This is a genomic window from Paenibacillus dendritiformis, from assembly GCF_015845845.1.
In the GTDB taxonomy this organism is placed as follows: domain Bacteria; phylum Bacillota; class Bacilli; order Paenibacillales; family Paenibacillaceae; genus Paenibacillus_B; species Paenibacillus_B dendritiformis_C.
Window position 1 is genome coordinate 14,806 of the sequence record NZ_LDIG01000159.1, and the last position, 18,729, is coordinate 33,534.

The 18,729-nt window shown below is 58.3% G+C and carries 16 protein-coding genes; 15 read left to right on the plus strand and 1 reads right to left on the minus strand.

Annotation, left to right across the window (positions count from 1 at the left end; translation table 11 throughout):
- Positions 1–167 precede the first annotated feature (167 nt).
- Positions 168–1,286 carry a class I SAM-dependent methyltransferase gene (locus tag ABD76_RS15745; RefSeq protein ID WP_197258197.1) on the plus strand — a complete coding sequence of 373 codons (1,119 nt, stop codon included), beginning with the start codon at positions 168–170 and terminating at the stop codon, positions 1,284–1,286.
- A 129-nt stretch (positions 1,287–1,415) separates the two neighbouring features.
- Here ABD76_RS15745 and ABD76_RS15750 read toward each other — a convergent pair whose 3' ends face one another.
- Complete coding sequence (locus ABD76_RS15750) at positions 1,416–1,652, minus strand: DUF2626 domain-containing protein (RefSeq protein WP_040730274.1); 237 nt, start codon at positions 1,650–1,652, stop codon at positions 1,416–1,418.
- Between the two features lie 339 nt (positions 1,653–1,991).
- Here ABD76_RS15750 and ABD76_RS15755 point away from each other — a divergent pair, with 339 nt between their 5' ends.
- From ABD76_RS15755 to mraY, 14 genes are all read left to right on the plus strand, one after another.
- The gene (locus ABD76_RS15755; RefSeq protein ID WP_197258198.1) at positions 1,992–2,636 is read left to right on the plus strand and encodes an RsfA family transcriptional regulator; all 645 of its coding nucleotides are present in this window, start codon (positions 1,992–1,994) and stop codon (positions 2,634–2,636) included.
- Positions 2,637–2,829: 193 nt separating this feature from the next.
- The gene (locus ABD76_RS15760) at positions 2,830–3,804 is read left to right on the plus strand and encodes a ketopantoate reductase family protein (RefSeq protein ID WP_197258199.1); all 975 of its coding nucleotides are present in this window, start codon (positions 2,830–2,832) and stop codon (positions 3,802–3,804) included.
- Between the two features lie 40 nt (positions 3,805–3,844).
- Positions 3,845–4,219 carry a DUF3397 domain-containing protein gene (locus ABD76_RS15765; RefSeq protein ID WP_197258200.1) on the plus strand — a complete coding sequence of 125 codons (375 nt, stop codon included), beginning with the start codon at positions 3,845–3,847 and terminating at the stop codon, positions 4,217–4,219.
- Between the two features lie 86 nt (positions 4,220–4,305).
- A complete protein-coding gene (gene bshC, locus ABD76_RS15770; protein ID WP_197258201.1) occupies positions 4,306–5,934 on the plus strand; it encodes a bacillithiol biosynthesis cysteine-adding enzyme BshC in 1,629 nt (542 codons plus the stop codon).
- 78 nt (positions 5,935–6,012) lie between these two features.
- Entirely contained in the window at positions 6,013–7,284 is a 1,272-nt protein-coding gene (locus ABD76_RS15775; RefSeq protein WP_197258202.1) for an adenosylhomocysteinase, read from the plus strand.
- Positions 7,285–7,474: 190 nt separating this feature from the next.
- Positions 7,475–8,602 (plus strand): DUF4349 domain-containing protein, encoded by a 1,128-nt coding sequence (locus ABD76_RS15780; RefSeq protein ID WP_197258310.1) that lies wholly within the window; start codon positions 7,475–7,477, stop codon positions 8,600–8,602.
- 147 nt (positions 8,603–8,749) lie between these two features.
- Positions 8,750–9,181 carry a division/cell wall cluster transcriptional repressor MraZ gene (gene mraZ, locus ABD76_RS15785; protein ID WP_197258203.1) on the plus strand — a complete coding sequence of 144 codons (432 nt, stop codon included), beginning with the start codon at positions 8,750–8,752 and terminating at the stop codon, positions 9,179–9,181.
- A 109-nt stretch (positions 9,182–9,290) separates the two neighbouring features.
- On the plus strand, positions 9,291–10,241 hold the full coding sequence (gene rsmH, locus ABD76_RS15790; RefSeq protein ID WP_197258204.1) for a 16S rRNA (cytosine(1402)-N(4))-methyltransferase RsmH: 951 nt from the start codon (positions 9,291–9,293) through the stop codon (positions 10,239–10,241).
- An 18-nt stretch (positions 10,242–10,259) separates the two neighbouring features.
- A complete protein-coding gene (gene ftsL, locus ABD76_RS15795) occupies positions 10,260–10,646 on the plus strand; it encodes a cell division protein FtsL (RefSeq protein WP_197258205.1) in 387 nt (128 codons plus the stop codon).
- A 13-nt stretch (positions 10,647–10,659) separates the two neighbouring features.
- Complete coding sequence (locus tag ABD76_RS15800) at positions 10,660–12,843, plus strand: penicillin-binding protein (protein WP_197258206.1); 2,184 nt, start codon at positions 10,660–10,662, stop codon at positions 12,841–12,843.
- Positions 12,844–12,912: 69 nt separating this feature from the next.
- The gene (locus ABD76_RS15805; RefSeq protein WP_197258207.1) at positions 12,913–14,841 is read left to right on the plus strand and encodes a stage V sporulation protein D; all 1,929 of its coding nucleotides are present in this window, start codon (positions 12,913–12,915) and stop codon (positions 14,839–14,841) included.
- 2 nt (positions 14,842–14,843) lie between these two features.
- Complete coding sequence (locus tag ABD76_RS15810; protein WP_197258208.1) at positions 14,844–16,340, plus strand: UDP-N-acetylmuramoyl-L-alanyl-D-glutamate--2,6-diaminopimelate ligase; 1,497 nt, start codon at positions 14,844–14,846, stop codon at positions 16,338–16,340.
- Positions 16,337–17,761 (plus strand): UDP-N-acetylmuramoyl-tripeptide--D-alanyl-D-alanine ligase, encoded by a 1,425-nt coding sequence (locus tag ABD76_RS15815; protein ID WP_197258209.1) that lies wholly within the window; start codon positions 16,337–16,339, stop codon positions 17,759–17,761. Before ABD76_RS15810 ends, ABD76_RS15815 begins: the two co-directional genes overlap by 4 nt.
- Before the next feature lie 3 nt (positions 17,762–17,764).
- The gene (gene mraY / locus ABD76_RS15820) at positions 17,765–18,727 is read left to right on the plus strand and encodes a phospho-N-acetylmuramoyl-pentapeptide-transferase (protein WP_197258210.1); all 963 of its coding nucleotides are present in this window, start codon (positions 17,765–17,767) and stop codon (positions 18,725–18,727) included.
- Positions 18,728–18,729 lie beyond the last annotated feature (2 nt).

The following is an 18,729-nucleotide window of genomic DNA, read 5'->3' on the forward strand; positions in this document are numbered from 1 at the left end:
ACGGGATATGACCTCTTTCCCGGCTCCGTATGCGGGGCGGGACAGGAACGGGCCAACGGCCATTCCGCCGCTGCATGACCCTGCATCGGGCCGCCAGCAGGGCCCGGCAGGCACAAATCCCGGTCGAGCATGGTCTATTTTTTGCATGAATAGAAAGGATGGTTGCCATGTCTCATTATCCTTCGAATTCCATTCTCATTCAATATCTAATTGATCGCATCCGCGATTCCGCCAAGGCAGCCATTCCCTTTTCCGCCTTCATGGAAAGCTGCCTGTACCATCCGGAAGGCGGCTATTACATGTCGAATCGCCCCAAAATCGGCAAGGAGGGCGATTTCTATACGAGCTCGGACGTGGGGAGCGCGATGGGGGAGATGATCGCGGTCTATATTCAGCGCCAGGCAGCAGAGAGAGGCTGGACGCCGGACACGTTCACCATCGTCGAGTGGGGAGCGGGCAACGGCCGCCTGGCCGCACACATCAACGAGCGCCTGCGCCGTGATCGCTGCAGCGGCTGCCGGTATGCCATCGTGGAAGCGAGTCCCTATCATGCGCAGTTGGCCAAGGAGCGGCTGAGCGGCGAAGGCTTTCCCGTCTCCTGGTGGACGGAGGCCGATTATCGGCGGGAGGCGGGCAGGAGCCGGCTCTTCGTCCTCGCGAACGAGCTGTTGGATGCGTTCCCGGTCGAGCGCATCCGCGCATCCGGCGGACAGATCGAGCAATGCTTCGTGGTCTGGGAGGAAGCGGAGCATAGCTTCCGTCCTGTCTGGCTTCCGGCAGAACCGGAAGTGCTGCGGTGGCTGAGCCGCTATCGGATCGAGCTGCCGGAAGGCCGGATCTGCGACGCCGGCATCGCCATGAGCGGCTGGCTCGGAACGATGCTGCGTCAGGCCTCCGACGCGGAATTCATCTTCATCGATTATGGCGACATAACGGAGGAATTGACGTCGGAGCATCGCGTCGACGGGACGCTGATGTGCTATCACCGGCACCGCGCTCATGACAATCCGTGGATTCATATCGGCGAGCAGGATATAACGGCCATGGTCGATTTCAGCGTCTGTCAGCAGGCCGCCCTCGAAGCCGGTGCGCTGATCCGGAATTACTTGACCCAGCAAGCCTTCCTCCTGGAGCAAGGTCTGCTGCAGGAACTCGTCGATCATGCGCAGCCCGATCCGTTCAGTCCGGAAGCGCGGCGCAACCGGGCGATCCGGCAGCTTCTCCTGAGCGATCGGCTGAGCGAACGGTTCCGCGTCCTGCTGCTGGCCCGGGAGGCTTCCGCATAGCCGCCGGCGCGGCAGACGGCAGCGGAGGCGGCCTGAACATAAAGAACGGCCGAAGCCCGAAGGCTTCGGCCGTATCTGTTATGTGCTGCTCATCAGCAGATCCTGAATCGTCACCTCGGCGTATCCGCCTTAGAACGGCTTGCCCATTACGAATACGGTCCAGTAAGAGAAGCCGGTGAAGCATACAAGCATGTACCCCCAGAACAGAAGTATATATGTACGCTCGGACAATTTCAGATATCCCAACAACACAAAGAAGGCGGTCTGCATGAAGAAGAGCAGAGCCATCTCGATCATGTCTCCAGCAAACGCCATTAGACCGATGACTAATGTCCAGAAGCCGAGTACGCGATACATTCGTGCCACGATTCATCCTCCTCTCGTTACGATCGGTCCCACTTTTCTAATGATATTATAGCGTTCGCAATTGGTTATGTAAACGATTAACCGTGACGAAAAACCAAATAATTTGTTCAGATCTTCATAAATGTGATATAAAGCATGGACACGCACACGTATGTTTCCTAGGGAAAATGGATATACATTTTAGTATCCGATAGATTCTATGAAATCTAGCATGGGCATAGAGATGGAATAAGCGGTTATTTCAAGCGGCAGTATACTCCGCTCCAATAATCGGATGGCGAACGCGGCGTAGCTGCTTGCGACCGATATGAATGATGGAAGTCGTTAGGAGGTTATTTCATGACAGCAATAAGGCAAGATGCATGGACCGCAGATGATGATTTGATTTTAGCGGAAGTTACACTTCGGCACATCCGGGAAGGCAGTACCCAGTTGGCCGCTTTTGAGGAAGTGGGAGAAAAGATCGGACGCACGTCCGCGGCGTGCGGATTCCGTTGGAACAGCTGCGTCCGCAAAAAGTACGAGGCGGCGATACAGCTGGCCAAAGCGCAGCGGCAGAAGCGCAATTATTTGAAAAAGCAGCCGCTGGGCGCTCAGGTCGCTTCTCTTGCGCTGCAAGAGGGAGAAGACAACGATTTGAAAGGCGAGATGTTGACGGAAGAATCGTTGTCGATGGACATGGTTATCCGCTATTTGCGCCAGATGCGCAACAATGTGCAGGAAATGACCCGCCAAATCAAGCATATGGAAAAAGAGCTGCAAGAAAAGGAAGAATATTGCGCTCGACTGCAGCGGGAAAATGAGGAGCTCTCCAAGCAAGTCAACGTGGTAGAGACCGACTATCGTACGGTGAACGATGATTATAAAGCGCTCATTCAAATTATGGACCGTGCCCGCCGACTGGCTATCCTGAGCGAGGAAGACGATGATGTGAAGACGCGGTTCCGTATGGACGCGAACGGCAATTTGGAGCGAATCGAATAGGAGCCGGCTTCCGTCCCCGGCAAAGGCAGGACGGCGCAAGGAAAGCACCTGGCGAGAGAATTCTCTCACTTGGCGCTTTTTTTGTGTTTTTGGTGATTCTTTGATATAACAAGGACACTGATAGTGCGTGTTCAATCATTCATATATAACGAAAACGAGCCGATAGAGGATCGGAGGAAGGAGAGGGAGGAACATGATTGTCGATATTATCGGGGGAGGCGCGCTTGGCCTCTTGTTCGCGGGACGGCTGCTGGCCGGCAGGAAGGCCGGGGTCCGGCTATGGACGCGAACGGAGGAGCAGGCGGAGAGAATCCGCGCCGAAGGCTTCGAGGTGGTGGAGATGTCGGGGGAGCGATCCCGTTATAAAGGGATAGAAGCGTTCCCGCTCCAGCTGGCGCCAGGCCGGCTGAGCCGCTATGGCTGGGAGGCCGGGATGGTATGGCTGTTCGTGAAGCAGACGCATATCGGGCCCGAGCTGCTCGCCGCGTTGGGGGAGATGCCGCGGCAGCCTAACGCCACCCTCGTCTGCTTCCAGAACGGGGTCGGCCATGCCGAAGCGTTGACAGAGGTATGGCCTTCCCGCTCGCTTGCGGTCGCGGTTACGACGGAGGCCGCCGCCAGAGAGGGTCTGAACCGGATTCGTCATACCGGATCCGGAGCAACCTGGATCGGCCCGGCCGCGGCTGAGGAGGATGCGCGGGCTCAAGCCTTGAATTTTTCCTGCATTTCTGCGAAGAACTTGTTGGAAAAGGCAGGAATTGAGGCGTTTGTGTCGAACAACATCGAAGACATGGTCTATCAAAAGCTGCTCGTCAACGCCGTCATCAATCCGTTGACCGCGCTGCTGCGCGTCAAGAACGGCGAGTTGCTGGACGAGGCGGAACGGATGGAGCTTATGCGCGATTTGTTGGCTGAAGCGGCCAGGGTCTACCGGGCCGCCGGCATCCCGGTAAATGAAGAGGACGCATGGAAGCGGATTTTGGACGTGTGCCGCCTTACGGCCGGCAACACCTCTTCCATGCTGCAAGATATATTGGCCGGCCGCCCGACGGAATGCGAGGCGATTACGGGCGCGATTATTCGGCTCGGCGCGCGCCATGGGGCCGGGACCCCGCTGCATCAGACGATATACCGCCTGATCCGGGCTGGCGAGCCAAGACACCGCTAGCATCTACTTCTTCTGTCCAAAGGAGTGAGTCACACCGCCCATGTATACCATTTTCGTCTTTTTATCGGCATTGCCGTTTTTTCCGTTCATCATCGTGTGGATTGCCGGTTCCTACTGGGTCAGGCCCAAGAAAAAAGCATTCATGCTGGCGATGGACGTGACGACATTCTTCCTTATTGCATCAGTCGGGGGCCTCTTTAATACGGTAACAGGCTCCTCCGCCGGATTCTATTGGATCTGTCTCATGCTGCTCCTTGCCATCGGCTTGCTTGGCGGCCTTCAGCACCGCAAATACGGCCAAATTCATGTCCAGCGGCTGGCGAGGACGATCTGGAGACTGGCCTTCTTCATTCTTAGCATCCTATATATCATCCTGCTGCTCATCGGCATTATTGCATATGTCGCGAGCGTGTAGCCCCTTCGGGAAGCAGGCAGCGCCTCTTTGACGTACCCAAGCCGCATTGTGTACAATCGAGACGATAGACAGAGGAGGCGGCTTACATGACTTGGCCTATATTGAACATACCTGTACAGCAATCATTGGCAAGACGATACATAGATCGGGACGAAGCGATTATCGAATCGCTGTATGAATACCATCCGGATCGCGATTGGGAGGCGCGCGTCCGCTGGGTGGATGAAGCGGCGCATCTGCGGGCGGATCGCAAGCGGCTTGTCTCCGTCCTGCGCCGATATAACAAGGCAAGGAACGATTATCCGGCCGTGACGGAGTCGCTGGATCGGCTGGAGCGGGACGACGCGCTCGTCGTCGTCGGGGGACAGCAGGGCGGCTTGTTTACGGGCCCGCTGCTCGTCGTTTACAAGGCGATATCGATGATCCGCATGGCCAGGGAGGCGGAGGCGAGACTGGCCCGTCCGGTCATTCCGATCTTCTGGATCGCGGGAGAGGATCATGACTTCGATGAAGTGAATCATGCGTACTTCCTCACGCCGGAGCCTTCCGTGACCCGGGTTCGGATCGAGAAAAAGGAGGGAACGCGCGCGCCGGTCAGCAGCATTCGGCTGGATGAGGAGCAATGGGAGGCGGTATTGAACGAGGCAGACGCCCTGCTTCCGCCTACGGAGTTCAAGCCGGCGCTGATGGAGCGGGTGCGGGAAGCTTCCGCCGGCCTCGCGTCGCTAACCGACGCGTGCGCCGTGCTGCTCGGAAGCATGTTCGGAGCATACGGGCTCGTGTTCCTCGATTCGGCCGATCCGGAGCTGCGAGAGGTCGAGGGTCCGATGTTCCGCAGCCTCATCGCGCAGAATGACCGGCTGAGACAGGCCTATGGCGACAGCGAGCGCGAGCTGGCCTCGCGCGGCTTCCCGACTCAGGCGGACCGCGCCGGTAACGGAGCGAATCTGTTCCTGATTCACGAGGGAGAGCGGCATCTGCTGTTCAAGGAAGAGGGAGGCTTTACCGACCGGCACCGAACTCTGTTCCGAAGCGAGGATGAACTGATGGCTGCCGCCGAATCGGCCCCCCATCTGTTGAGCAACAACGTGCTGACCCGCCCGTTGATGCAGGAATATTTGTTCCCGGTGCTGGCCACCGTCCTTGGTCCCGGCGAGATTGCGTACTGGGCGCAGACGAAGGAGGCTTTCCGCGCGCTCGGCATGCGGATGCCGTTGCTTTGGCCGCGTATGGGCTTTACCTGCCTGGAAGGAACCGTGAACAAGCTGCTTGGGAAATATGAATTGACGGCCGAAGAGATCATCGGGCATTATGAGGAGAGGAAGGAAGCGTGGCTGAAGGCTCAGGATGAACTGGGACTCGATGCGCGGTTCGCTTCGCTCCGCCATGATGTCGATACCCGGTACGAAGAACTGCTCGCCCGGCTGAACGAAGCGCTTCCCGCGCTTGGCCGGCTGGGGGATACGAACCGGGCGAAGGTGCTGGAGCAGATCGACTTCCTCCACCACCGGGCGAAGGATGCGCTTCAGAAGCAGCACGAATCGGGGCTTCGCCAGTGGGAGCGGATGAGGCTGACGCTCTATCCGCAGGATCGGCCGCAGGAGCGCGTCTACAATATGCTGATGTACGCCTGCCGCTATGGGGACGGCTGGTTCAAGCCGCTCATGGAAGCTCCTGTGCTGTGGAACGGGGAGAACCGCCTGGTTGTGCTGTAACAATGGCCGCCTATCCGGGTCAACGGGCGCGCCTCTGCTGAATACGATAGCTATAACAGGAAGGGAAGGGTGTAGAGGATGAGTCAGACAAAAGCAGCGGACCAAAGCATCATCCGCGATATTGCATTGGCCCCTGAAGGGCATTTGAAGATCGATTGGGTGCAAGCCCATATGCCGGTGCTGAACCGGATTCGCAAGCAATTCGAAGCGGAACAGCCGTTCAAGGGCTTGAAGGTGGCGATCTCGCTCCATCTGGAAGCGAAGACGGCTTACCTGGCCAAGGTCGTGCAGGCCGGCGGCGCCGATGTGACGATTACCGGCAGCAATCCGTTGTCGACGCAGGACGATGTTTGCGCCGCGCTGGTTGAAGACGGCATTACCGTCTATGCGAAATACAATCCGGAACCGGAAGAGTACAAGCAATTGCTCCTGCGCACGCTGGAGACGAAGCCGGACCTGATTATCGACGACGGCGGCGATCTGATCTCGATTCTGCACTCGGAGCGTCCCGATCTGCGCGAGCAGGTGCGCGGCGGCGCCGAGGAGACGACGACAGGCATTCTCCGTCTGAAGGCGATGGAGAAGGATGGCACGCTCCAATTCCCGATGGTGGCCGTCAATGACGCCTTCTGCAAATACTTGTTCGACAACCGGTACGGCACAGGCCAATCGGTGTGGGACGGCATCAACCGGACAACGAATCTCGTCGTGGCCGGCAAGACGGTCGTCGTCGTCGGTTATGGCTGGTGCGGCAAAGGCGTGGCGTTGCGTGCCAAAGGCCTCGGCGCGAACGTCATCGTGACGGAGATTGACGCCATCAAGGCCGTCGAAGCGTATATGGACGGTTTCACCGTGCTGCCGATGAGCGAAGCGGCCCGCGCAGGCGATATTTTCGTCACGGTCACGGGGAACCGCGATGTCATTCGCGGCGAGCATTACGACGTGATGAAGGATGGCGCGATTTTGTCCAACGCCGGGCACTTCGATGTGGAAGTCAATAAGCCGGAGCTGGAAGCGCGCGCGCAGAACGTGCGCACGGTCCGCAAAAATATCGAAGAATACAAGCTGAAGGACGGACGCAGCATTTATCTGCTGGCGGAAGGCCGTCTCGTCAACCTGGCAGCGGGGGACGGGCATCCGGCAGAGATTATGGACATGACATTCGCCCTGCAGGCCCTGTCGCTGAAATATGTGAACGAGCACTACGAGCGCATCGGCAGCAAGGTTGTCAATGTGCCATACGAACTGGATGAGCAGGTCGCCCGCTTCAAGCTGGAGTCGCTCGGCATTTCGATCGACACGCTGTCGGCTGAACAGCAATCGTATTTGGCGAGCTGGCAAGAGCATTAACAGCCGCATTACGGCCGCCCGCTTCTTTGCTTCACGGAAGGCAAAGAAGCGGGCGGTTTTTTGTATGTATATCAAAGGCCGCACGCCCGCAACATTTCATTTCCATATTCCGTTAGGAAAGGTACAGATTGCGAAGACATCCAGAGCGGTTCGGAAGAAGATGTGCCACATAAAAGGGGGAGTATGGGTGATGGCAAGTATCGGGTTGAGGAAGGCAAGGGAAACCGAAAAGACGCCGGAAGGCCGAATAAGGCGGCTTGCCCGCTTCGGAGCGCTTCTGCTCGGGTCGCTTCTGCTGGCGTTGGCGGCCGGCTGCGGAGCCGTCTCGTCAGATCAAGCCTCCGAGGCCGAAGCAGTCATGAAACAATCGGAAGCGGCAATGGATGAGGCGGAGAGCCCGTCGCCTGCCGGAGCCGGGTTTGCCAAGCAGGGTGAAGCGAGCTTCGTCCCGGCCGACCGGAAGCTGATCTATGAGGCAAATATCCGGATGGAGGTTAAAAACTATGAAGCCGCCAAGCAGCGGCTGCAGCAATTGGTCGACCGCTCGAAGGGATATGTGCTGCAGTTCTCCGATCAACAATCGGAGAGCGAGCGCGGAGGCTCTTTCGTCATTAAGGTGCCTGCATCGGGATTTACGACTTTCCTCGATGAGCTGGGGACATGGGAAGCGCTCGATTATCACCGCGAATATTCGGCCAATGACGTGACCGAAGAGTATGTCGATCTGGAAGCGAGACTGACGGCGCGGCGCGCCATGGAAGCCCGGCTGCTGGCATTCATGGAGAAGGCGACGATTGCGGACGATCTGGTCCAGTTCTCCGGCGAGCTCGGTTCCGTGCAGTCGGAGATCGAGCAGATTGTCGGGCGCAAGCGGTATTTGGATAATCATGTGGCCATGTCGACCATAAATATGAGACTGTATCAGCCGGTCAACGCTCCTGTCGTGCAGGGCTTGAAAAACGCATTTGGAACCCGGATGGCGAATACGCTCGTTCAAAGCTGGGAGACGCTGGTCCAGTTCGTTCAAGTCCTCATCTTATTTTTGACGGCGCTGCTTCCTTTTGCCTGCGCCGCGGCCATCGCCGGCGTTCCGATCTGGCTGCTTGCGAAGCGAAGAAGAGGCCGCCGGCGGCATCCGCACGCGCCCTTCCCCGGACAGGCGGGCGAGCCTGAACGCGCGGGAGCGGGTCCGGAGCCGGCGGAGGGGGCAGACGGCAAGCCGGTAACGGGCGGCCGGACCGCTGCGGAAGCCGCGCTGCCGGGAGCCCCTTCCGAACCGGCGGAAGCGGGGAACAGGGACAAGCGGCCGAGGGAATAAGCGCTGAAGCCGATACCGGGAACAAAAAGTAATATGAAATAAAAATCCTGCTGACAAGCAGGATTTTTTATGTTTACGGCGAAGTATTCTTTTGTTGTGGGGGAAAGTGGGGCATCGTGGTGGATTTAGGGGGAGGAGTGGTGGCAGATGTTCATGGGTGAATATCAACATATCATCGATGACAAAGGCCGCCTGATCATTCCCGCCAAGCTGCGTGACTCCTTGGGCTCCACCTTTATACTCACGCGTGGCCTGGATCAATGTTTGTTCGTCTATCCGATGGAAGAATGGGGGCTGCTCGAACAGAAATTGAAGGCACTGCCCTTGATGAAGGCGGATGCGCGGGCGTTTACCCGCTTTTTCTTCTCCGGCGCCACCGAATGCGAGTGGGACAAGCAGGGCCGGATCAACATTCCCGCCCACCTGCGCCAGCATGCCAAGCTGGACAAGGAATGCATGATTGTCGGCGTGCAGAGCCGGGTGGAGATTTGGAGCAAGGACGCTTGGGAACAATATATGCAGCAGTCCGCGTCCACCTTTGAGGAAATAGCCGAGACATTGGTTGACTTTGATTTTTGAGAGGTTGTTCAAAAAGTCCGCTTTTGAACTTCCATTTCCAGGGGTAGCGAACCGTGAAAAGATGAAAGACAACATAGACGGGAACAGGAAAAACTGGGAGGAATAACATGTGTTTCACCATATAACGGTGTTAAAAGAGGAGGCTGTGAACGGGCTGAATGTGCGCCCTGACGGCATCTATGTCGATTGCACGCTGGGAGGGGCAGGGCACAGTTCGGCCATTGCATCCAAGCTGTCCGCGGACGGCCGGCTTATCGCGCTCGATCAGGACGATTGGGCTTTGGACAATGCCGCGAACGTGCTGGCTCCCTACCTTGATCGGGTAACGATGATCAAGACGAACTTCCGCCATATCGAGGACGCGCTGCGTCAGGCGAAGGCTCCGCTTGTTGATGGCGTGCCGCAGGTGGACGGCATTCTGTTCGACCTCGGGGTATCGTCGCCGCAGCTTGATGAAGGAGAGCGCGGCTTCAGCTATCAGCATGACGCGCCGCTGGACATGCGGATGGATCGGAGCACTTCGCTTACGGCCCGCGAGATTGTGAACGAGTGGTCCGAAGAGGAGATCGCCCGCATCCTGTTCGAGTATGGGGAAGAGAAATTTTCTCGCCGCATCGCCCGCCGCATCGCGGAGGCGAGGGCGGATCATCCGATCGAGACGACCGGCGAGCTGGCCGAGCTGGTCAAGGCCGGGATTCCGGCGGCTACCCGAAGGACCGGAGGCCATCCGGCCAAGCGCAGCTTCCAGGCGCTCCGCATCGCCGTCAACGACGAGCTGGGGGCGTTCGAGCAGGCGCTCCATCAAGCCATCCGTTGCTTGAAGCCGGGCGGAAGGGTCGCTGTCATTACCTTCCATTCCTTGGAGGATCGGATATGCAAGCAGACATTCAACCAATATATGAACCGCTGCACTTGTCCGCCGGATCTGCCGATGTGCGCCTGCGGCAAGCAGGATATTTTGACATTGCCGAAGCGCAAGCCGATTGTTCCGAGCGCGGAAGAGTTGGAGCGCAATCCGCGTTCTCGCTCCGCGAGATTACGGGTTGTCGAGAAATTGTAATGAAGGGGAGAGCAGAAGATGGCTTATACTCGCGGTAATTTGGCCGTCCGGCCGGAGAGACAGCAGCAGCCGAGGCCCAAGGTTCGCCAGACAACGAAGACCGTCGTCCGCAAGAACACATTGCCGACGAGGGAGAAGCTGTTGTATCTGCTGACCATTCTATTGTGCACGGCCGTAGCGCTCGTTCTCATCGGGCGATATGCCCAGATCTACGACATGAACCGGAAGATTCAGAATTTGAAGCGGGAAACGGTATCGCTGCAGGATCAGACCTCCGTGTTGAGAGTAGAAGTCGAAAAGCTGTCGGACTGGAAACGGGTAGAAGAGATCGCGCGGAAGAACGGGCTTGTATTTCCCGAGACGCCGTTAGAGATTCAAGTATACAAACAAGCTATAGGGGATTGAACGAGGGATGAAGATGGTCAAACGAATCAAGTTGCGCACGTTGACAATCGGGGGCTTATTCACCCTCTTTTTTATTGTCATCGTGACTCGTCTGTTTTGGTATCAGGTGTGGAATCAAGATTTCTGGATGGAACTGGCGAAAAATTCGTGGTCGACCGAGAGAACCATCGAGCCGGTGCGCGGAACGATCTATGATCAGAACGGGGAAGTGCTCGTCATGAATGCCCCTGCGTATACGGTCGCGGTCAACCCGGGCTTGATCCAGGAGTTAAAAACACAGGCTAAACTGGTCGAGCAGGATATCGACGTGGAGCGGCTTATCGTCCAGGAGCTTCACAAGGTGCTGGGCAAGCCGGAGAACGAGCTCTATGACATTGTCCGCAAAAAAAATCCGGAGACCGGAAAGTACCTGGTTCATCGCGAGGTGCGGAACGAGGGCTGGAAGATCGAGGAGGAGACCGCGCAGAAGCTGCGCGATTTCACCGAGTCGCTCAAGGAACAGACCAAATTGCAGGATATCGGGCTGTATCTGATGCCGGAGGTAAAGCGGTTCTATGCCAAAAACAACATGGCCGCGCATGTCCTTGGCTATACCGACAAAAACGGAAAACCGGTCGGCGGCATCGAGGAGCTGTATAATGATCAATTGGCCGGCACGGCCGGGGCGATCCAGTACGAGAAGGACCGGATGGGCAACAAGCTCCCGAAGGCGTCCGAGATTTACACGCCGGCCCGGGACGGGGACAATCTCTATTTGACGATCGATCGCACGATCCAACAGTATATCGAAGAAGAGATTCGGAAGGTGTACAATGAATATTCTCCGCATACGATTACGGTTATCGCCGCGGATCCGAAGACGGGCGACATTTTGGGCCTGGCGAACAGGCCGTCGTTCAATCCGAATGCGTACTGGGATTTTGACAATGAGCGCGCCTTTTTCAATCCGGCGGTGCAGGGCGGGTACGAGCCCGGATCGACCTTCAAGATCGTAACGCTCGCGGCGGCGGTTCAGGAAGGCTTGTTCGATCCGGATGCCTATTTCCAATCGGGGAAAATTTATGCGGGCGGACGCCCTATTCACGACGTCAATACGACGTGGGGCACGATCACCTATCTGGAAGGCTTGAAGCGTTCCAGTAACGTCGCCTTCGTCAAGCTCGGCTTCGAGATGCTGAAGGAGGAGCGGTTCAAGTCCTACATAGACAAGTTCGGCTTCGGGCAAAAGACGGGCATCGAGATTCCGTGGGAATACGAGGGCTTCGTTCAGTTCACCTATCCGGCGGACGTCGCTGCCGCGTCATACGGCCACGGCCAGATCAAAGTGACGCCGATTCAGCAGATTATGGCGGTCTCGGCGGTGGCGAACGGCGGCAAGCTGATGAAGCCGCATATCGTGAAGAAGATCGAGGACCCGGTGACCGGCGAAGTGACAGAGCGGGAGCCGGAAGTGGTGCGGCAAGTCATCGAACCGGAGATTGCCAAGCAGGTCAGCGAGTATTTGGAGCAGGTCGTCGCAGACCAGGAGATCGGCACCGGGAAGAACGCGTACATCGAAGGCTACCGGGTCGCGGGCAAGACGGGAACCGCGCTCAAGGTTATTAACGGGGAGTACGACTCTACGCGCGCGGTCGTATCCTTTATTGGCTTTGCCCCGGTGGAGGATCCCCGGATCGCGCTCATCGTGGTCGTCGACGATCCGCAGAAATATTGGGAGGGCGGCGGCTTCGTCTCGCCGATTATTTTCAAAAATATCGTCTCCAAATCGCTGCGCTATATGGGCGTGCCGACGTCCCATGAGATGAAGCCGGGCGAGGCGGGCAAATCCGAAGGCCCAATCCGGCTGGTCAAGGCGCCGAACATCCAGGGGCTGAAGCCCCATGAGGCGAAGAAGCGCCTGGCCGAGCAGGGCATCGTCTTCCAGACGGTCGGCGCTGGCAAGGAAGTGAAGCGCCAATTCCCGGCGCCGGGCGAATATTTGGGCTCCGGCCAGCGGGTCTACCTGCTGACCGATGAGCCGGAAAATCTGAAAATGCCGGATATGAAAGGCAAATCGCTGCGCGATGTCATGGAAATCGCCTCGCTGCTGGGCATCGAGGTGCGGATCGAGGGCGAAGGCTACGTGACCGAGCAAAAGGCCTCGACAGACAACGGCAAGCGCGTCGTCGACCTAAAATTGGAGCCGAGAAGGCCATAGCTTGTTCTATCCCCTGGTTGTCCCGAATAGGTTGGTTATGAACCCAAGTGGGACAAAGGAGGGGTTACCGTGAAATTATCCAGTGTCACGGTCCGCAAGCGGCTGTTCATCGGCACCGGACTCGTGTCTCTTGGCTTTCTAGCGCTCGTCGTTCGTCTTGCCTATGTCCAGCTGTGGGAGGGCGGGGAAATTACGGCCAAGGCGGAGGAACTGTGGCGCAGAGACATCCCGGTTACGGCCAAGCGCGGGGAAGTGCTCGATCGGAACGGGGTGCGTCTCGCCTATAACGTGACTTCGCCGACGATTATGGCCGTTCCCGCCCAGATTCAGGATGCCGCGGCGACGGCTGCCCGGCTGGCGCCGGTGCTGCAAATGAAAACGGAGGATGTCGAACGGATGATTAAGGTACGCAAGTCTATCGTCCATATTAAGCCGGGAGGCCGCAAAATATCGCTTGAAACGGCCCAGCAGGTGCGGGAAATGAACTTGCCCGGCATTGTTGTCGCAGAGGATAATAAAAGATATTATCCCTTCGGGGATCTGGCCTCCCATATTCTCGGCTTCACCGGCATCGACAATCAAGGGCTGACGGGCATCGAGCAGAAGTACAATGACGCTCTTAGCGGGCTGCAGGGAAGCGTGTCTTATCTGTCCGACGCGAAGGGCCGCCAGATGCCGAATTCCTCGGAAACGTACGCTCCGCCGCGGGATGGATTAAATTTGCAATTGACGATTGACAAGCAAATACAGACAATAATGGAGCGGGAACTTGATCAGGCGATGCTCGAATTGAAGCCGAAGCATATCATCTCGATTGCGATGGATCCGAACAACGGCGAGATATTGGCGATGGCGAGCCGCCCGAATTATGAACCGGCGCGGTACAAGGAATATTCCTCGGAGGTGTACAACCGCAACCTGCCGATCTGGATGACGTACGAGCCAGGGTCTACTTTCAAGATCATTACGCTCGCCGCGGCGCTTGAGGAAGGCAAGGTCGATTTGTACAACGAGCATTTTTTTGACCCCGGGAGCATCGAGGTCGGGGGAGCCCGGCTCCGCTGCTGGAAGAGGGGCGGCCATGGGAGCCAGACCTTCCTCGAGGTGGTCGGCAATTCATGCAACCCCGGCTTTGTGACGCTGGGACAGCGGTTAGGCAAGGAGACGCTGTTTGAGTACATACGGAATTTTGGCTTCGGCCAAAAATCGGGCATTGACCTGAGCGGGGAAGCGACGGGAATTCTGTTCAAGCTGAACCGGGTCGGACCGGTCGAATTGGCGACGACCTCGTTCGGACAGGGCGTATCGGTGACGCCGATCCAGCAGATTGCGGCCGTGTCGGCGACGATTAACGGAGGGAAGCTGTACCGTCCGCATGTGGCGAAGTCGTTCGAGCATCCCGAGACGGGGATGATCATCGATGAAGTCGAGCCGGAGATGGTCCGGCAGGTGATCTCTCCCGAGACGTCGGCGAAGGTGCGGGACGCGCTGGAGCATGTCGTCGCCCAAGGCTCGGGACGCAACGCGTTCATCGACGGCTACCGGGTCGGAGGAAAAACGGGCACGGCGCAAAAGGTTGTGAACGGACGTTATTCGCCGAATGAGCATATCGTATCTTTTGTCGGGTTCGCCCCCGCGGACGATCCGAAGATCGTCATCTATACGGCGGTGGACGATCCGCAAGGGATTCAGTTCGGGGGGCTGATTGCCGCTCCTATCGTCAAGCGCATCATGGAGGACGCGCTCCATTATATGGGAGTGGAACCGCGTCAGAAACAAGTACCCCGCGAATATAGATACAATGAGACGCCGATTGTGGCGGTTCCCAATCTGGTCGGCAAGACGTTGACCGATATTTACGAAGACATGAACATGAACTTTCAACTAGCCAAATCCGGCACGGGCAACACGGTCATCCACCAGGCGCCCAAGCCGGGAACCCGTGTGGAGCGGGGATCGACGATCCGCATCTACATGGGCACGGAGACGGAGGAATAACTATGCAGGAAATGCGATTGTCCGAAGCATGCAAACGAATGCTGAATGTGAAATATACAGGAGACGAAGCTGCGGTGGTGACCGGATTGGCGGTCGATTCGCGCCAGGTTCGGCCGGGCGATCTGTTCTTCTGCATCTCGGGCACGGCGGATGACGGCCACCGTTATGCGGAGCAGGCCGTGGACAAGGGAGCGGCGGCGCTGGTCGTGGAGCGGGAGCTGCCGCTTGCGGTTCCCCAGATTATCGTCCGTCAGGCCCGCCATGCGCTGGCGGTGCTGGCTGATGCCTTCTACCGTTCGCCGAGCCGGGACTTGAAGCTGATCGGCGTGACGGGAACGAACGGCAAGACGACGACGACTTATCTGATAGAGCGGATTTTGTCGGATGCCGGCCGCAAAAGCGGCGTGATCGGCACGATCGAGATGCGCTATGACGGACGCAAGCTGCCGATGTCGGGCACGACGCCGAATGCGCTTGAACTCCAGCGTTCGCTGCGGGATATGGCCGACTGCGGCGTGGAGGCGGTCGCCATGGAGGTGTCTTCTCATGCGCTCGACCAGGGCCGCGTGGAAGGCTGCCGCTTCCGGACCGCCGTATTTACGAACCTGACTCAGGATCATCTCGATTACCATGAGACGATGGAATCGTACCGCGACGTCAAGGGCTTGCTGTTCTCCCGGCTCGGGAACACGTTCTCCGAGCAAGAGGCGGAGCGTTCCTATGCCGTGCTGAATGCGGACGATCCGGCATCGGCGCATTTCGCCAAGCTGACCGCCGCAGAGACGCTGACGTACGGCTTGTCGGCGTCCGCCGATATTCGGGCGGAGGACATCCGCATGAACGGCAAGGGAACGAGCTTCCGCGTCCATACGTTCCGCGGATCGGCCGACGTGCAGCTTCGCATGGTCGGCAAGTTCAATGTCTGCAACGCGCTCGCCGCCATCGCGGTTGGGCTGATTGAAGGCATCGCGCTGGACGACATTTGCGCCAGCCTCGAAGCGGTGCCGGGCGTGGCCGGACGTGTCGAGGCCGTGGAGGCCGGGCAGCCGTATACGGTCATCGTCGATTACGCTCATACGCCGGACGGCCTCGAGAATGTGCTGCAGAGCGTCAAGGAATTCGCGGAAGGCCGCATCATTTGCGTATTCGGCTGCGGCGGGGACCGCGATCGGACCAAGCGCCCGATTATGGGCCAGATATCGGCCCGGTATGCCGACTACTCCATTATTACGTCCGACAATCCGCGCACCGAGAATCCGGACCGGATTCTCGAAGATATCGAACGGGGGCTGACGGAGATGGAGGTCAGCCGCGACCGTTATGAATGCATCGTCGATCGAAGAGCCGCCATTGCGAAGGCTATTGATATGGCAAGCCCGAGCGATGTAGTATTGATTGCGGGGAAAGGGCATGAGACCTATCAAATTATCGGCCGCGAAACCTTTGATTTCGATGACCGCTTGGTAGCAAAAGAAGCGATAAGGGGAAAAGTGCAGTGATAGAGACAACCTTGGAACATATAGCGGAGCTGTGCGGCGGCGCGTTGGCGGATCCGTCCGCAGGCTCGGCGGAGGTGCGCGGCGTATTTACCGATTCCCGCTCCGTGCTGCCCGGAGGGCTGTTCGTTCCTCTCGCCGGCGAACGATTCGACGGCCATGCCTATGTCGAGGAGACGCTGCGCGCCGGGGCGGCCGGATCGCTCTGGCAGGCGGATCGGGCGCTTCCCGGCGCTTCCGCGCCGCTTATTATCGTGGAGGATACGTATGCGGCGCTGCAGCGGCTGGCCGCCGCTTATCTCGCGGAAACCCGGGTTCAGGTGGTCGGCGTTACCGGAAGCAACGGCAAGACGACGACCAAGGATCTGGTGGCGTCCGTCTTGTCGCAACGATATCGGGTACATAAGACCGATGGGAACTTCAACAATCATATCGGGCTTCCGCTGACGGTGCTCTCGATGCCGCCGGAGACGGAGATTGCGGTGCTCGAGATGGGCATGAGCGGCCGGGGCGAGATCGAGCTGCTCTCGAAGCTGGCGAGACCGGACGTGGCCGTCATCACCAACATCGGGGACGCTCATCTGCTGCAGCTCGGCAGCAGGGAGGAGATCGCCCGGGCGAAGCTCGAGATTACGGCCGGGCTGCGTGACGGGGGGCTGCTCGTCTGCCACGGGGACGAACCGCTTGTCGATCTGGCGCTGTCCGAACGGGAGCCGGAGGATCGCATCCGCTTGCTCCGCTTCGGGCTGGGCGAACGATGCGAGCTGCGGCTGTCGCGCATGAACGGCGACGGCAGCGGCACCGTATTCGCCGTGCCTTCCGCCGGCGGACAAGGCGAGGCTGTCTTCCGCATCCCGCTGCTGGGGCAGCATAATGTGATGAACGCGATGGCCGCTCTGGCGGTCGGACGCCGCTTCGGCCTGACGGACGAACAGATTGCGGCCGGACTGGCCGGGGCGCGCATCAGCGGCATGCGCTTCGAGCGTCATGTCACGCCGCAAGGCTGGATCGTAATGAATGACGCATACAATGCGAGCCCGACCTCGATGAGGGCGGCCTTGTCCGTGCTGGCCGGCATGAAGGGCGGGCGGCGCATCGCCGTGCTCGGCGACATGCTGGAGCTGGGACCGCAGGAAGCGGCGCTCCATTACGAGATCGGAGCGGAGCTACGCCCGGATAAGGTCGATCTGCTGCTCACGTACGGCGAGTTGGGCAGGCATATCGCCGAAGGAGCCCGCCGCTCGCTGGCTGCCGAGGCCGTGCGCCCGTTCCAGGATAAAATATCCTTGAAATCATATTTGAAGGAAGAAATAAGACCCGGCGATATCGTGCTCGTCAAGGCATCCCGGGGAATGAAACTTGAAGAAGTTGTAAATGACTGGATCCGTAACACGGATTCGTCTGTGGGGCCACGGGAGGTGTAGGGATTGGACTTCAAATTGATGTTAATGACAATGGGCGTATCTTTCATCTTGGCTGTCATCCTCGGTCCGCTAACCATTCCGCTGCTTCGCAGGCTCAAGTTCGGACAGCAGGTCCGCGATGACGGCCCGCAAGGCCATTTGAAAAAAGCAGGCACCCCTACGATGGGCGGCGCCATTATTTTGCTCGCCTTCACGCTTGCTTTTCTGAAATTTTCGGTAACCGACATTGATTTTTATGTGCTGCTCATCGCGACGCTCGGCTTCGGACTGATTGGATTTCTTGACGATTATATCAAAATCGTGTTCAAGCGTTCGCTCGGCCTGACCGCGAGGCAGAAGCTGATCGGGCAGCTGGCGTGCTCCGCCGTCATTTGCGTGCTGCTGTGGCAGTCGGATCACAGCACCGTGCTGGCGGTTCCGGGCACGTCGTGGGGACTCGACCTCGGTTGGTTCTATTATCCGTTCATCATTTTGATGATGCTGGCGATCAGCAATGCGGTCAATTTCACGGACGGCCTGGATGGCCTGCTGTCCGGCACCAGCGCGATCGCGCTGGCGGCCTTCGCGCTGATCGCGATGCAGCTCTCCGAGATCGCGGCCGCGGTATGCGCGGCAGCCATGATCGGCGCCGTGCTCGGCTTCCTCGTCTTCAATGCGCATCCGGCCAAGGTGTTTATGGGCGATACCGGCTCGCTCGGCATCGGAGGCGCCATCGGGGCGATCGCCATTTTGACGAAGACGGAGCTGCTGTTCCTCGTTATCGGCGGCATCTTCGTTATCGAGATGCTGTCGGTCGTGATTCAAGTCGTCTCCTTCAAGACGCGAGGCAAGCGCGTATTCAAAATGAGTCCGATTCATCATCATTTCGAGTTGTCCGGCTGGTCGGAATGGCGCGTCGTCATCACCTTCTGGCTCGCGGGCATCGTGCTCGCCGGACTCGGATTATGGATCAACAAGGGGTTGTAGCA

Excerpts from the sequence above, each read along its gene's own strand:
- ABD76_RS15760 (WP_197258199.1), top strand. The coding sequence starts at position 2,830 with ATGATTGTCGATATTATCGGGGGAGGCGCGCTTGGCCTCTTGTTCGCG.
- ABD76_RS15800 (WP_197258206.1), top strand. The coding sequence starts at position 10,660 with ATGGTCAAACGAATCAAGTTGCGCACGTTGACAATCGGGGGCTTATTC.
- ABD76_RS15765 (WP_197258200.1), top strand. The coding sequence starts at position 3,845 with ATGTATACCATTTTCGTCTTTTTATCGGCATTGCCGTTTTTTCCGTTC.
- ABD76_RS15755 (WP_197258198.1), top strand. The coding sequence starts at position 1,992 with ATGACAGCAATAAGGCAAGATGCATGGACCGCAGATGATGATTTGATT.
- ftsL (WP_197258205.1), top strand. The coding sequence starts at position 10,260 with ATGGCTTATACTCGCGGTAATTTGGCCGTCCGGCCGGAGAGACAGCAG.
- ABD76_RS15810 (WP_197258208.1), top strand. The coding sequence starts at position 14,844 with ATGCAGGAAATGCGATTGTCCGAAGCATGCAAACGAATGCTGAATGTG.
- ABD76_RS15775 (WP_197258202.1), top strand. The coding sequence starts at position 6,013 with ATGAGTCAGACAAAAGCAGCGGACCAAAGCATCATCCGCGATATTGCA.
- bshC (WP_197258201.1), top strand. The coding sequence starts at position 4,306 with ATGACTTGGCCTATATTGAACATACCTGTACAGCAATCATTGGCAAGA.
- mraZ (WP_197258203.1), top strand. The coding sequence starts at position 8,750 with ATGTTCATGGGTGAATATCAACATATCATCGATGACAAAGGCCGCCTG.
- ABD76_RS15780 (WP_197258310.1), top strand. The coding sequence starts at position 7,475 with ATGGCAAGTATCGGGTTGAGGAAGGCAAGGGAAACCGAAAAGACGCCG.
- ABD76_RS15745 (WP_197258197.1), top strand. The coding sequence starts at position 168 with ATGTCTCATTATCCTTCGAATTCCATTCTCATTCAATATCTAATTGAT.